The sequence below is a fragment of the Geodermatophilus nigrescens genome, from assembly GCF_900129495.1.
GTDB classification, from domain to species: Bacteria; Actinomycetota; Actinomycetes; order Mycobacteriales; family Geodermatophilaceae; genus Geodermatophilus; species Geodermatophilus nigrescens.
On sequence record NZ_FQVX01000001.1, the window covers coordinates 1,357,902 to 1,372,485 of the forward strand.

Consider the following 14,584-nt stretch of genomic DNA (forward strand, 5'->3'; position numbering starts at 1 on the left):
CCCGGCCGGTGGCCGCGGTCCCCGCCGCGGCCACCGGCCCCCTCCTCGACACCCCTGACACGAGGACCCAGATGCTCGCCTACGTCGCCCGGCGACTCGCCCTGGCGGTCGGCACCCTCCTGGCCGCCGTCCTGATCACCTTCCTGCTCGTCCACGCCAGCGACAGCTCCCCGGGAGCGGTCCGGCTGGGCCCCGGCGCCACCGCGGAGGCGGTGGCCGCGGAGAACGAGGCCCTGGGCTGGAACCGCCCGCTGTACGCGCAGTTCCTCGACTACGTGGGCGCCCTGTTCCGCGGGGACCTCGGCACCTCCCTGATCGACGGCCGCGACATCGCCGCGGACCTCGCCGACCGGCTGCCGGTCACCGCCTCCATCGCCTTCCTCGCCACCCTGCTGTCCGGTGTCGTCGGGGTGCTGCTCGGCGTGACCGCCGCGGTGCGCGGCGGCCGCCTGGGCAAGGGCATCACCACCGGCAGCGGCGTCGCCCTGTCGCTGCCGGCGTTCTGGGTCGGGATCCTGCTGGTCTACCTCATCTCCCTGCAGCTGGGCTGGCTCCCGGCGACCGGCTACGTCGACTTCTCCGCCGACCCGGCCGCGTGGCTGCAGAGCCTGCTGCTGCCGGTGCTCACCCTCACCGTCGGCGGCGCGGCGATCGTCGCCCGGACCGCCAACGCCGGCATGCGCGAGGCGCTGGCGCAGGAGCACGTCCGCACGCTGCGGGCGATGGGGACGCCGCCGTGGCGGATCCGCTACGTGCACGCGCTCCGCTACGCCAGCGTGCCGGTCGTCTCCACGCTCGGCATCCAGTTCATCGCGCTGTTCGGCGGCTCGGTGATCATCGAGAACCTCTTCGCCCTGCCGGGCCTCGGACAGGCCAGCCAGGCCGCCGCCACGGCGAGCGACTTCCCGGCCCTGGTGGGCGTGGTCGTCGTCGCCACCGCTGTCGTCGTCGTCATCAACCTGCTGCTGGACCTGCTGGTCGCGGCGCTGGACCCGAAGGTGCGTGCGGCATGAGCGTGCTGCCCCTCCCTGGCGCCGAGGCCGCGGCCGACGAGGTCGCCACCGAGCCCGTCCCGCAGGCCCGCCGCCGACGCGGCCTGCCCGGCTTCCTGCGCCGCCCCGGCGGGGTCTTCGGCGCCGGCTGGCTGGTCCTCGTCGTGGTCGCCTCGCTCAGCGCGCCGCTGTGGCGGCCCTACGAGCCGGGGCAGCAGGACACCGCGAACCGGCTCGCGCTGCCATCGGCCGAGCACTGGCTGGGCACCGACCCGCTGGGCCGCGACCTGCTCAGCCGGATCTTCACCGCCGGCGCGCTGCCGCTGCTGGCGTCGGCGCTGATGCTCGTCGTCGCCTTCGGCATCGGCCTGCCACTGGCTCTGGTGGCCGCCGAGCGCGGCCGCCGCGTCGAGCGGGTCATCAGCCGGGCCACCGAGGTGTTCCTCGCGCTGCCGGCGACGATCCTGCTGCTCGCCGTCATCGGCGTGATCGGCAACCGGCTCTACCCGGTCATGGCGGTCATGGGCGTGCTCATCTCGGCCGCCGTCTACCGGGTGCTGCTCGGCGTGGCCCAGTCGGTGCGCCAGCGCCTCTACGTCGACGCCGCCCGCGTGAACGGCCTCGGCTCGCTGCGGGTCAACCTCGTGCACGTGCTGCCGTCGATGGCCACGGTGGTCGCCGTGCAGGCCGCGCAGCTGTTCGGCATCGGCCTGCTGGTCGTGGCGGGACTGGCGTTCCTCGGCTTCGGTCCGGGGGAGCCGGAGCCGAGCTGGGGCTTCATGATCCAGGACGCCTCGGGCTACATCTACAACGCGCCGTGGCTCATGGTGCCCACCGGCCTGGTGCTGGCGCTGACCGTCGTCGCGGCCAACGAGCTCGCCGACGCCCTCGCCGGCCGGGCCGCCGCACCGACCGTGCGGCGCCGCCGCCGGCCGCTGCGCCGGGCCGTGCAGGCGGTCACCCCGGCGACCCCGGCCGACCCCGAGGCGGTGCTCGAGGTCCGCGACCTCACCGTCTCCGTCGACGACGGCCCCGACCTGGTCACCGGTGTCTCCTTCTCCCTGCGGCAGGGGCAGGTGCTCGGCCTGGTCGGCGAGTCCGGCTGCGGCAAGACGATGACCGCGCGCTCGCTCCTGGGCCTGCTGCCCGACGGCGTGGCGGTGACCGGGGGCTCGATCCGCTGGCAGGGCCGGGAGCTGGCCGGGCTGACCGAGCGGGAGATCGACCGGGTGCGCGGCCGCGAGATCGCGATGATCTCCCAGGAGCCGATGGTGGCGCTGGACCCGATGTTCTCGATCGCCACCCAGCTCGTCGGGCCGATCCGCCGCTTCCGCGGGGTGGGCCGGAAGCAAGCGAGACGGATCGCCGCGGAGCTGCTGCGCAACGTCGGCATCGTCGACGCGCAGCGGGTCCTGAGGAGCCACCCGCACCAGCTCTCGGGCGGCATGGCGCAGCGGGTCTGCATCGCGCTGGCGCTCACCGGCGAGCCGCGGCTGCTGGTCGCCGACGAGCCCACGACGGCGCTCGACGTCACCGTGCAGGCGGAGATCCTGTCGCTGCTGCGGGCGCTGGTGCGCGACACCGGTCTGTCGGTGGTCCTGGTCAGCCACGACCTCGGCGTCGTCGCCGACATCTGCGACACGGTCGCCGTCATGTACGCCGGCGAGGTCGTGGAGTCCGGGACCGCCGCCGCCGTGCTCGACGCCCCCGCGCACCCGTACACGATGGCCCTGCTGGGGGCGAACCCGCACGTGCCCGAGGGCGAGCCGGTCCCCGAGCGGCTGGCCTCGATCGCGGGCACGGTCCCGCCGCCGGGTTCCTGGCCGGCCGGCTGCCGGTTCGCCAGCCGCTGCCGCTTCGCGGAGGAGCGCTGCACCGCCCCGTTCCCGGCACTGCCCGCGCACGACACCGGGTCGGTGCTCTGCATCCGGGTCGACGAGCTGTCCCGCGAGCACGCCACCTGGGAGCCGGAGTCCGCCGGCGACGAGACCCACGTCCAGCCCACCCCGACCGCCGGAGTCCCCGCATGACCGCCCCCGCCACGGCCGCGCCCGCCGCGGCCACCACCACCCCTGCGCTGGAGATCCGCGACCTCGTCGTCCGCTACGGCTCGGGCCGCAGGGCGCGGCAGGCGCCGCCGGCGATCGACCGGGTCAGCTTCGACATCGCCCCCGGCGAGACCGTCGGCCTGGTCGGCGAGTCCGGCTCGGGCAAGTCGACGATCGGCAAGGCCGTGCTCGGCCTGCAGCCGGCCGCCGGCGGCACGATCCGGGTCAACGGCACGGACGTCACCGCGATGTCGCTCAAGCAGCGCAGCCGCCAGGTCGCCGACCTGCGCGTCGTCTTCCAGGACCCGTACTCCTCGCTCAACCCGGCGCGCACCATCGGCCAGACGCTCGCCGAGCCGCTCCGGCTCATGGGCGTGCGGGGCCCGGAGGCGGCGGCGCGGGCGCGCAGCGGCCTGGAGTCCGTCGGCCTGCCCGGCGACGCCGTCGACCGCTACCCGGCGCAGTTCTCCGGCGGCCAGCGGCAGCGCATCGCCATCGCGCGGGCGCTGGTGTGCGACCCGAGGGTCGTCGTCCTCGACGAGCCGGTCAGCGCGCTGGACCTCTCCACCCAGGCGCAGGTGCTCAACCTGCTCGCCGACCTGCGTGACCAGCACGGCCTGGCGTTCCTGTTCATCGCCCACGACCTCGGCGTCGTCCGGTTCCTCTCCCAGCGGACCGTGGTGCTCTACCGCGGGCAGGTGATGGAGACCGGGCCGGTGGAGGCGGTCAGCAGCGCGCCGCGCCACCCGTACACCGTGGCGCTGACCGCCGCCGCGCCGGTGCCGCGTCCCGCCGAGCAGGCGGCCCGCCGGGCGGCCCGCGAGGCCGCCGGCTTCGGCACCGCCGGCGTCGCCCAGCCGTCGGCCACCGGCTGCCCGTTCGTGCCGCGCTGCCCGCTGGCCACCGACGTGTGCGGGACCGAGCGGCCCGCGCTGCGGCTGGTCGAGGGCACCGAGGCGGCCTGCCACCACGCCGACCGGGTCCCCGCCCTGTGACGGGTGCGGCACCGCACGGCCTGCGCGTCGAGCACCTCGACGAGCCGCTCGGCCTCGGCACGACGTCGCCGCGCCTGTCCTGGCGGCTCCCCGACGGCGCCCGGGAGCAGCACGCGTACCGGCTGACCACCGACGACGGCTGGGACTCCGGCTGGGTGGAGGACGAGGAGCACGTCCTGGTCCCGTGGCCCGGCCCGGCGCTGTCCTCCGCGCAGCGGGTCGCCTGGCGGGTGCGGGTGCGCACCGACCTCGGCGCGAGCCCGGAGTCGGTCCCGGCGTGGTTCGAGACCGGACTGCTGCACGCCACCGACTGGTCGGCCGACTGGATCGAGCCGGGCACCATGCCGGCCGGCCCGGCGGGGGAGCGGGCGGCCGCCCTGCTGCGGTGGGAGTTCGACGCGGACCGGCCGGTCACCTCCGCCCGGCTGTACGCCACCGCGCAGGGGCTCTACGAGGCGTTCCTCGACGGCGCGCGCATCGGCGACGCCGAGCTGACCCCGGGCTACACCCAGTACGACCGGCGGCTGCAGGTGCAGACGCTGGACCCCGGCCCGGTCGCGCCCGGGCGGCACGCGCTGGCCGTCGTCCTCGCCGACGGCTGGTTCCGCGGGCAGACCGGCGTCACGCGCTCGGCCGACCAGTGGGGCGACCGCGTCGCGTTCCTCGCGCAGCTGCACCTCACCCACGACGACGGCACCGTCACCGTGCTCGGCACCGGCCCGGGCTGGCGCAGCGCGACCGGCCACGTCACCGCCGCCGACCTCATCGCCGGCGAGCGGTGGGACCTCACGCGGCTGCCGCGCGGCTGGGACGCCCCCGGCTTCGACGACGCCGCGTGGGAGCCGGTCACCGTGGCCGAGCACGGCTCCGGCGGGCTGGTCGACAGCCCGGCCCCGCCGGTGCGCCGGGTGGAGGAGATCGTCCCGGTCTCGATGACCCGGCTGCCGTCCGGCGTCCAGGTCGCCGACCTCGGTCAGAACGTCAACGGCTGGGTGCGGCTGACCGACCTCGGCCCCGCCGGCACCACGCTCACGCTCACCCACGGCGAGTGGCTCGGCCCCGACGGCGACGTCACGGTCGAGCACCTGCGGCCCGACCTGCCGTTCCTGCCGCACCCGCTGCCGGCCGGCCAGGTCGACGTCGTGGTCTCCGCCGGGGCGCCCGGCGAGGTGTTCGAGCCGCGCCGCACCACCCACGGGTTCCGGTACGTGCGGATCGAGGGCCATCCGCGCGACCTCACGCCCGACGACCTGCGCGGCGTCGTGGTGCACACCGACCTGCGCCGCACCGGCACGTTCGCCTGCAGCGACGCCCGGGTGGACGCCCTCCACGAGGCGGCCGTGTGGAGCTTCCGCGGCAACGCCTGCGACATCCCGACCGACTGCCCGCACCGCGAGCGGCACGGCTGGACCGGCGACTGGCAGCTGTTCGTGCCGACGGCCGCGTTCCTCTACGACGTCGCCGGGTTCTCCACCAAGTGGCTGCGCGACGTGGTGGCCGACCAGTGGCCCGACGGCACGGTCGCCAACGTCAGCCCCTGCCCGCGCGGAGAGGGGCGGGAGAGCCCGGTGTCGTTCCTCAACGGCTCGGCCGGGTGGGGCGACGCGGTCGTCGTCGTGCCGTGGCAGCTGTACCGCGCCTACGGGGACACCCGCGTGCTCGAGGAGACCTGGCCGGCGATGGTGCGCTGGCTGGACCGGGCGGAGCGGATGGCGCGCGAGCAGCGGCACCCCGACCGCGCGGCCCGGCGGCCGGAGCCCGCGCCGCACGAGCGGTGGCTGTGGGACACCGGCTTCCACTGGGGCGAGTGGCTCGTCCCCGGCGAGGAGGTGGGTGACTTCGGCGCGTTCGTCGCCGCCGACGAGGGCGTCGTCGCCACCGCCTGGTTCGCGCACAGCGCGGGGCTGCTGGCGGAGATCGCCGCCGTGCTCGGCCGCGACGACGACGCCGCCCGCTACGCCGAACTCGCCGCGCGGGTGCGCGCCGCCTGGCAGGCCGAGTACCTCGACGGCGACGGGCGGCTGGTCAGCGACACCCAGGCCGACCACGTGCGCGCGCTCGCCTTCGGCCTGGTGCCCGGGGAGCTGCGGCCCGCCGTCGCCGAGCGGCTGGTAGAGCTGGTGCGCGAGGCGGGCACCCACCTGGGCACCGGCTTCCTGGCGACGCCGTACCTGCTGCCCGTGCTGGCCGACGCCGGGCACCTCGACGTCGCCTACGAGCTGCTGCTGCAGGACACCGAGCCCGGCTGGCTGGTGATGGTCGACCGCGGCTCGACGACGGTGTGGGAGCACTGGGACGGCGTGGACGCCGAGGGCAGGCCGCGCGACTCGCTCAACCACTACTCGAAGGGCGCGGTCGTCTCCTTCCTGCACCGGTACACCGCGGGCATCGAGCCGCTGGAGCCCGCGTACCGCCGGTTCCGCGTCCGGCCCCGGCCCGGCGGCGGCCTCACCTCCGCCGTGGCCACCCACGAGTCCCCGTACGGCCGGATCGCCTCGTCCTGGCGAGTCGACGGCGACCGCTTCGCGCTGACCGTCGAGGTCCCCGCCGGCACGCAGGCCGAGGTGGTGCTGCCCGACGGCACCGCGACGACGGCCGGCCCCGGCACCCACACGTTCCCGAGCGCCCTGGAGGACGCCGCATGACCACCACCGAGTGGGCCGGTCCGGCCCGGTTCCTGCCCCCGCCGCCGCCGGTCCGGCGCGCGGACGGCGCCCGCCACTTCTCCGGCGTCACCTACGCCGTCGCCTTCGGCTACCGCCCGCTGCAGCTCGACGTGTGGGTGCCCGACACCCCGGCGCCCGCGCCGCTGGTCGTCTGGGTGCACGGCGGCGCGTTCATGATGGGCGACCGCCGGTACCTGCCCGAGACGCTGCGGGTGGACCAGGTCTTCGACGCGTTGCTCGCCGCCGGGCTCGCGGTGGCCACCATCGACTACCGGCACGCGCTGGAGGCGCCGTTCCCCGCGCTGCTCCACGACGCGAAGGCCGCCGTCCGCTACCTGCGCCGGTTCGCCGGCGACCTCGGCGTCGACACCACCCGGATCGGCGCGTGGGGCGAGTCGGCCGGCGGGCACGTCGCTGCGCTGCTCGGCCTCACCGGGCACCGGCCCGACCTGGAGGGGACGCACGGCGTGGTCGGGGAGTCCAGCGCGGTCGACGTCGTCGTCGACTGGTACGGCGTCTCCGACCTCGCCACCATGCCCCGGCAGGAGCCGCCGCCGGAGATCGCGGCCCTGCTCCCCGAGGAGCTGCGGGGACCGCCGGAGGAGCACCTGGTCGCGGGCCTCACCGACGCCACCCGCGCCGACGCCAGCCCGGTCACCCACGTGACCGCGGACGCGCCCCCGTTCCTGCTGCTGCACGGCACCGCCGACTGGCTGGTCCCGTACGCGCAGAGCGAGGCGCTGCACGCCGCGCTGCAGGAGGCCGGCGCCACCTCGGAGCTGGAGCCGGTCGAGGGTGCCGGGCACATCTGGCTCGGGTGCGACCACGTCGACGGGATCGTCGACCGTTCCGTCGCGTACCTCGCCGACGCGCTGCTCGGGGACCGGGTCCGATGAGCGACGTGACCGTCGCCCCCGTCACCGCCGAGCACCACCGGGAGCCGCTGGGCATCGGCGAGACGACGCCGCGGCTGTCGTGGGTCACCTCCACCGACCTGCCCGGCTGGCGGCAGGTGGCCTACGAGCTGGAGATCGGCACCTGGTCCTCGGGCCGGGTCGACTCCGCCGACTCGGTGCTCGTGCCGTGGGACGCACCGCCGCTCGCCTCCCGGGAGCGGCGCACCGTCCGCGTCCGCGTGTGGGGAGAGGACGACGCCGAGCCGTCGGCGTGGAGCGAGGAGGTCGCCGTCGAGGCGGGCCTGCTGTCGCCCGCCGACTGGAGCGCGCGGCTGGTGCGCCCGGTGCTGCCCGCCCGGGAGGAGGCCGTGGCCCTGCTGCGGCGCGAGTTCGTCCTCGACCGGCCGGTGGCCCGCGCCCGGCTGTACGCCACCGCGCAGGGGGTGTACGAGGCCGAGCTCAACGGCGCCGCCGTCTCCGACGTCGTGCTGGCACCCGGCTGGACCAGCTACCGGCACCGGCTCCGCTACCGGACCCACGACGTCACGGGACTGCTCACCGAGGGCCCCAACGCGATCGGCGTGCACCTGGCCGAGGGCTGGTTCGCCGGGTACCTCGGCTTCACCGGCAAGCGCGGGTGGTACGGCGACCGCACCGGCGCCCTCCTGCAGCTGGAGGTCGACCACCCCGACGGCTCGCGCACCGTGGTGACCACCGACGGCGCCTGGCGCTCGACGACCGACGGGCCCACCGTCCGCTCCGGCCTCTACTCCGGCGAGACGGTCGACTTCCGCCGCGACCTGCCCGGGTGGTCCGCGCCCGGGTTCGACGACGCCGCCTGGACGCCGGTCGAGGTCGCCGACCTCGACGCCGCCACGCTGGTGGCCCCCACCGGACCGCCGGTGCGCCGCACGCAGGTCCTCCCCGTGCGGGCGGTCACCACCTCGCCGTCGGGGAGGGTGCTCGTCGACCTCGGCCAGAACCTGGTGGGCCGCCTCCGGCTGTCCCTGCCCGACGGTCCGGCCGGCACCGAGATCACCGTCCGGCACGCGGAGGTGCTCGAGCACGGCGAGCTCGGCACCCGGCCGCTGAAGGCCGCCCGTGCCACCGACGTCGCCGTCCTCGACGGGCGCGGCCCGCGCACCTGGGAGCCCCGGTCGACGTTCCACGGCTTCCGGTACGCCGAGGTGACCGGCTGGCCCGGCGAGCTGCGGCCGGAGGACCTGCAGGCGGTGGTGCTGCACACGGACATGCGCCGGACCGGCACGTTCACGTGCTCGGACCCGGACGTCAGCCGGCTGCACGAGAACGTCGTCTGGGGGATGCGGGGCAACTTCCTCGACATCCCGACCGACTGCCCCCAGCGCGACGAGCGGCTCGGCTGGACCGGTGACCTGCAGGTGTTCGCGCCCACCGCGTCGTTCCTCCACGACACCACCGGCATGCTCCGCTCCTGGCTGACCGACCTCGCCGCCGAGCAGCGGGAGCTCGACGGCGTCGTGCCCATGTACGTGCCGTTCCTGCCGCTGCTGCCCTTCCCGCAGCAGCCGGAGACCGGGTGGGGCGACGCCGCCGTCGTCGTCCCGTGGGTGCTCTACCAGCGCACCGGCGACACCGGGCTGCTCGCCGCCCAGTGGGACTCGATGACCGCGTGGATCGACGCGTTCGCCGCGCGGGCGGGGGAACACCTCGACTTCCCCGGGGGCGGGTTCTCCTTCGGCGACTGGCTCGACACCGCCGCCCCGCCGGACAACCCGGCCGCCGCCCGCACCCCCTGGCAGTGCGTGGCCACCGCCTACCTCGCCCGCTCGGCGCGCACCGTGGCGCAGGCGGCGGAGGTGCTCGGGCGCGACGGCGCCCGGTTCGCCCAGCTGGGCGAGCGGGCCGCGGCCCGCTTCCGCGCCGAGTACGTCTCCCCGAACGGCCGGGTCGCCTTCCCGTCGCAGACGGCCTACGCCCTGGCGCTGGAGTTCGACCTGCTCGAGCCCGGGCAGCGGGAGCACGCCGGCCGGCTGCTGGCCCAGCAGGTGCTGGCGGACGGGTTCCACATCGCGAGCGGCTTCCTCGGGACGCCGCTGGTCACCGACGCCCTGACGAACGCGGGCGAGCTGGCCACCGCCTACGAGCTGCTGCTGCAACGCGGCAACCCGTCGTGGCTGTACGCGGTGACGATGGGCGCGACGACGATCTGGGAGCGCTGGGACTCCATGCTCCCCGACGGGACGATCAACCCCGGCGAGATGACGTCGTTCAACCACTACGCCTTCGGCGCGGTCGCCGACTGGCTGCACCGCACGGTGGCCGGGCTGGCGCCGGCCGCGCCGGGCTACCGGCGGATCCGGTTCGCCCCGCGCCCGGGGCCCGGCCTCACCTCGGCGGCGGCCACGCACGAGACGCCGTACGGGACGGCGTCGGTGTCCTGGGCGCTGACCGGGGGGACGGCGTTCGCGCTCGACGTCGTCGTCCCGCCGAACACGACGGCGGAGGTGGTGCTGCCCGACGGCAGCGCGCCGCGGGAGGCCGGCCCGGGCCGGCACGCGTTCACCTGCACGATCGAGGAGCCGCGCCCGGTGGAGAGGCCGGCACTGTTCTTCGACCCGGACGCGCACGCGTGACGCCGCGCCCCGTCGTCCCCGGCTTCCACCCCGACCCGAGCGTCGTCCGGGTCGGGGACGCCTACTGGATGGTGCACTCGTCCTTCGAGTACGCCCCGGGCGTCCCGCTGTACCGCTCGGCCGACCTCGTGTCCTGGGAGCAGGTGGGGCACGTGCTGGCCCGGCCCTCGCAGCTCGACGTCTCCGCGGCGCCCGGGTCGGGCGGGATCACCGCGCCCACCCTCCGCCACCACGACGGCCGGTTCTGGCTGGTCACCACCAACCTCGCCGACGGCGGGTGGCAGCTGCTCACCTCCGCGGAGGACCCGCTGGGGGACTGGTCGGACCCCGTGCGGATGCCGGACGTGCGTGGCATCGACCCCGACCTCACCTGGGACGACGACGGCACGTTGCTGGTCAGCTACGCCGGCTTCGGGGCGGGCGGCCCCGCCGGGCTGGTGCAGCAGGCGGTCGACCCGGCCACGGGGACGCCGCTCACCGGGCGGCGGCGGCTGTGGCAGGGCACCGGCGGGCGGTTCCCCGAGGGGCCGCACCTGTACCGGGTGGGCGGCCACTGGTACCTGCTGATCGCCGAGGGCGGCACCGAGCGCGGGCACGCGGTGACGATGGCCCGCGGCCCGTCGCCGGCCGGGCCGTGGGAGCCCTGTCCGCACAACCCACTGCTCACCCACCGGGGCGTCGAGTCGCCGGTGCAGAACACCGGGCACGCCGACCTGGTGCAGCGGGCCGACGGCTCGTGGGCGGTCGTCTTCCACGGCGTGCGCCCGCGCGGCACCAGCCCCCAGTTCCACGTCCTCGGCCGCGAGACCTTCGCCGCCGAGGTCGAGTGGGCCGACGGCTGGCCCCGGCTCGGGGAGTGGCTGACCCCGCCCGGCGGCGCGGTCGCGGTCACCGAGGACCTCGCGGGCCCGGCGTGGGCGGCACCGCGGCGGTTCCCCGGCGACGTGCTCACCCGGGTGGAGGGCGGCTGGCGGCTGACCGCCGCCGACCCCGACCCGGCGTCGGAGGACGTGGCCTTCGTGGGCCGCCGCCAGGAGCACGAGCACGCGCTGTTCCGCGCCGTCGTGCGGGCCTCCGACGGGGTCGGCGGGCTGACGCTGCGGATCGACGCCCGCCACTCCCTCGACGTCGAGGTCGAGGGCACCCGGGTGCGCGCGGTGGCGCAGGTCGGCCCGCTGCGGCAGGTCCTGGGGGAGGCGGAGGTGACCGGCGGCGACGTGACCCTGGAGATCCGGACGCTCCCCGGCGAGGGCCACTTCTCCTCGACGGCGCTGGCGCCCGACGTGCTCGTGGCCTGCCTCGTCGGCGCGGGCGGCTCCGTCGAGCTCGGCCGCCTGGACGGGCGCTACGTGTCCACCGAGGTCGCCGGTGGGATGACCGGCCGGCTCGGCGGCGTCTGGTGCGCCCGCGGCTCGCTCGTGGTGCGCTCGTTCGCGTACGCCGGCGCCGACGACCCGCAGGAGCTCCCGTGACCGACCCCGCCGACCTGCCCCTCGAGCGGAAGGCGATGCTGCTGTCCGGGCAGGACTTCTGGTCGACGCCCGCGGTGGAGGAGGCCGGGCTGCCGTCGGTCGTCCTCACCGACGGACCGCACGGCGTCCGCCGGCAGGCCGACGACTTCGACCGGATCGGCCTGCTGCAGAGCCTGCCGGCCACCTGCTTCCCGCCGGCCGTCGCCGTCGGGTCGAGCTGGGACCCCGACGTCGCCGAGCGGGTCGGTGCGGCGGTCGGCCGGGAGGCGCGCGCCCTCGGCGTGCCGGTCGTCCTCGGCCCGGGGGTGAACATCAAGCGGTCCCCGCTGTGCGGGCGGAACTTCGAGTACTACTCCGAGGACCCGTTGCTCACGGGCGTGCTCGGCGCAGCACACGTGCCCGGCCAGCAGGCGCAGGGTGTCGGCGCCTCGGTCAAGCACTTCGCGGCCAACAACCAGGAGACGCAGCGCATGCAGGTCAGCGCCGACGTCGACGAGCGGTCCCTGCGCGAGATCTACCTGCCCGCCTTCGAGCGGATCGTGACCTCGGCGCGGCCGGCCACGGTCATGTGCGCCTACAACCGGGTCAACGGCGTGTACGCGTCGCAGGACCGCTGGCTGCTCACCGAGGTGCTGCGCGAGCAGTGGGGCTTCGAGGGCGTCGTCGTCTCCGACTGGGGCGCCGTGGACGACCGGGTCGCCGCGCTGGCCGCCGGCCTGGACCTGCAGATGCCCGGCGACTCCGGTGCGGGCAACCGCCGCGTGGTCGAGGCCGTCCGCGCCGGGGACCTCGACGAGGCGCTCGTCGACCGCAGCGCCCGGCGGGTGGCCGCGCTCGCGGACCTCGTCGCCGAGCCGACCGACGGCTTCGACGCCGACGCGCACCACACGCTGGCCCGCGAGCTCGCGGCGCAGTGCGCGGTGCTGCTCAGGAACGACGGCGCCGTGCTCCCGCTGGCCCCGGGGACGAGGGTGGCCGTCGTCGGCGAGTTCGCCCGCACGCCGCGCTACCAGGGCGGCGGCAGCTCGCACGTCAACGCCACCCGGGTCGACGACGCGCTGACCGCGCTGCGGGCGGCGCTCCCGGCGCTGTCGTTCGCGCCCGGCTTCTCCCTCGACGGCTCCGGCGACGCCGCCGCGCTCCGCGAGGAGGCCGTCGCCGCGGCCGGCGACGCCGAGGTCGCCGTCGTCTTCGCCGGACTGGCCGAGGACGACGAGTCCGAGGGCTTCGACCGCACCACCCTCGACCTGCCCGCCGTGCAGGTCGAGCTCATCCGGGCGGTGGCCCGAGCCGCCCCGCGCACCGTCGTCGTGCTGTCCTCGGGCGGCGTCGTGTCCCTGGAGGGCTGGCACGACGACGTCGACGCGGTCCTGGCCGGCTTCCTGCTCGGCCAGGCGGGCGGCAGCGCGCTGGCCGACCTGCTCACGGGAGCGGTGAGCCCCTCCGGGCGGCTGGCCGAGTCGATCCCGCTGCGCCTGGAGGACACCCCCAGCTTCCTGACCTTCCCCGGCGAGCAGGGGCACGTCCGCTACGGCGAGGGCGTGATGGTCGGCTACCGCCACCACTGCACCGTCGGCCGCCCGGTGCGCTACCCGTTCGGCCACGGGCTGGGGTACACGACCGTGGAGACCTCCGGCCTGCGGGTGGCCGTCACCGGCGACGACGCGGCGAGCGTGTCGGTGACGGTGACCAACACCGGCGAGCGGGCCGGCCGGCACGTGGTCCAGGTCTATGTCGCGACGACGGCCGGCCCGGTCCGCCGCCCCGCCCGGGAGCTGCGCGCCTTCACGAAGGTGCCGCTGGAGCCGGGGGAGTCGCGGACGGTGGAGCTGGCGCTCGACCGGAGGGCCTTCGCCCACTGGGACGTCCGGGAGAGCGGCTGGGTCGTCGCGCCGGGTCAGTACACGGTGCAGGTCTGCGCGAACGCCGCCGAGGTCCTGGCCGAGGAGAGGGTGACGCTGACCGGCGACACCGTCGTCCCGGAGCTCACGCTGGGCTCGTCGGTGGCCGAGTGGTTCGAGCACCCGGTGGTCGGGCCGCAGCTGCTCGAGGGGTTCCTCGCCGCCCTGCCGGACGGCGCCGCGGAGATGCACGCCGGGATGCTGCAGATGATCGGGTCGATGCCGATGCGCCGGTTCGCCGCCGACTTCGGCGCCGCCATCCCGCCCGCGGAGCTCGACCGCCTGGTCGCCGTCGCCCGGGCCGCCCGCGCCGGCTGACGCGCCCGGGCCAGGGAGTGCTGGAACCCGGGGGCGCGGGATCCGCACGGTGCCGGGCCACCGGGGTACAGCGGTCGGTCAGAGTTGCAGGTGGAGCCGGAGCGCGTCGTCGAGGGCGGCCATCGCCGCCGCGGGGACGCGGCCCAGCACGGCGCCCACGCGCTCGACCGCGACCGCGCGTACCTGTTCTGCCTGCGCCTTGCTGTCGACCCGGAGGCCGGTGTCCTCGGCAGAGAGCAGGGTCTGGAAGGGGAAGACCCTGGTGGTGTTGCTGGTGACCGGTACGACGGTCACCACACCCCGCCGGAGCCGGTCGGCCACCGCGTTCGCCCGGTCGTTGCTGACGACCACCGCGGGTCGGCGCTTGCCCGCCTCGCTGCCGCGGACGGGCTCGAGGTCGACGAGCCGGATCTCACCGCGGAGCATCGTCCAGCCCGTCGCCCGTCGTCGTCTGCCACACGGCCTCCTCGCCCGAGGTCTGCCACTCCTCCCACGCCGCGGCGTAGTCGTCCTCGAGGTCCGGATGGCGGAGCAGCCGGATCGCGTGGTGCAGGGCCGCCGATCGGGACCGCAGGCCGGCCGACCGGGCGTAGTCGTCGAGGACCGCGACGTCCTCCTCGGTCAAGCTCACGCTCAGCTTCACACCGCGATGCTACCCGGGTAGCACGAACCGCGGCGGTG

The 14,584-nt window shown here is 76.0% G+C and carries 10 protein-coding genes; 8 read left to right on the forward strand and 2 right to left on the reverse strand.

Annotated elements, in window-relative coordinates:
- Positions 1–8 precede the first annotated feature (8 nt).
- From BUE37_RS06750 to BUE37_RS06785, 8 genes are read left to right on the forward strand one after another with little or no spacing between them, the layout of a single operon-like run.
- Positions 9–1,013, forward strand: coding sequence for an ABC transporter permease (locus BUE37_RS06750; protein ID WP_245794340.1), 1,005 nt, complete (start codon positions 9–11; stop codon positions 1,011–1,013).
- A complete protein-coding gene (locus BUE37_RS06755; RefSeq protein WP_073419261.1) occupies positions 1,010–3,022 on the forward strand; it encodes a dipeptide/oligopeptide/nickel ABC transporter permease/ATP-binding protein in 2,013 nt (670 codons plus the stop codon). The genes BUE37_RS06750 and BUE37_RS06755 overlap by 4 nt, the downstream gene beginning before the upstream one ends.
- Positions 3,019–4,035, forward strand: a complete 1,017-nt coding sequence (locus BUE37_RS06760; protein WP_073419262.1) for an ABC transporter ATP-binding protein — start codon at positions 3,019–3,021, stop codon at positions 4,033–4,035. Before BUE37_RS06755 ends, BUE37_RS06760 begins: the two co-directional genes overlap by 4 nt.
- Positions 4,032–6,680, forward strand: coding sequence for a family 78 glycoside hydrolase catalytic domain (locus tag BUE37_RS06765; RefSeq protein WP_073419263.1), 2,649 nt, complete (start codon positions 4,032–4,034; stop codon positions 6,678–6,680). Before BUE37_RS06760 ends, BUE37_RS06765 begins: the two co-directional genes overlap by 4 nt.
- The gene (locus BUE37_RS06770; RefSeq protein ID WP_073419264.1) at positions 6,677–7,597 is read left to right on the forward strand and encodes an alpha/beta hydrolase; all 921 of its coding nucleotides are present in this window, start codon (positions 6,677–6,679) and stop codon (positions 7,595–7,597) included. The genes BUE37_RS06765 and BUE37_RS06770 overlap by 4 nt, the downstream gene beginning before the upstream one ends.
- Positions 7,594–10,212 (forward strand): glycoside hydrolase family 78 protein, encoded by a 2,619-nt coding sequence (locus BUE37_RS06775; protein ID WP_073419265.1) that lies wholly within the window; start codon positions 7,594–7,596, stop codon positions 10,210–10,212. The genes BUE37_RS06770 and BUE37_RS06775 overlap by 4 nt, the downstream gene beginning before the upstream one ends.
- Entirely contained in the window at positions 10,209–11,684 is a 1,476-nt protein-coding gene (locus BUE37_RS06780) for a glycoside hydrolase family 43 protein (protein ID WP_073419266.1), read from the forward strand. Before BUE37_RS06775 ends, BUE37_RS06780 begins: the two co-directional genes overlap by 4 nt.
- Complete coding sequence (locus BUE37_RS06785; RefSeq protein WP_245794342.1) at positions 11,681–13,903, forward strand: glycoside hydrolase family 3 C-terminal domain-containing protein; 2,223 nt, start codon at positions 11,681–11,683, stop codon at positions 13,901–13,903. The genes BUE37_RS06780 and BUE37_RS06785 overlap by 4 nt, the downstream gene beginning before the upstream one ends.
- A 78-nt stretch (positions 13,904–13,981) precedes the next feature.
- Here the strand turns inward: BUE37_RS06785 and BUE37_RS06790 are convergent, their stop codons facing one another.
- The gene (locus BUE37_RS06790) at positions 13,982–14,329 is read right to left on the reverse strand and encodes a type II toxin-antitoxin system PemK/MazF family toxin (RefSeq protein ID WP_073419267.1); all 348 of its coding nucleotides are present in this window, start codon (positions 14,327–14,329) and stop codon (positions 13,982–13,984) included.
- On the reverse strand, positions 14,316–14,534 hold the full coding sequence (locus BUE37_RS06795) for a ribbon-helix-helix domain-containing protein (RefSeq protein WP_245794344.1): 219 nt from the start codon (positions 14,532–14,534) through the stop codon (positions 14,316–14,318). The genes BUE37_RS06790 and BUE37_RS06795 overlap by 14 nt, the downstream gene beginning before the upstream one ends.
- Between the last annotated feature and the right edge of the window lie 50 nt (positions 14,535–14,584).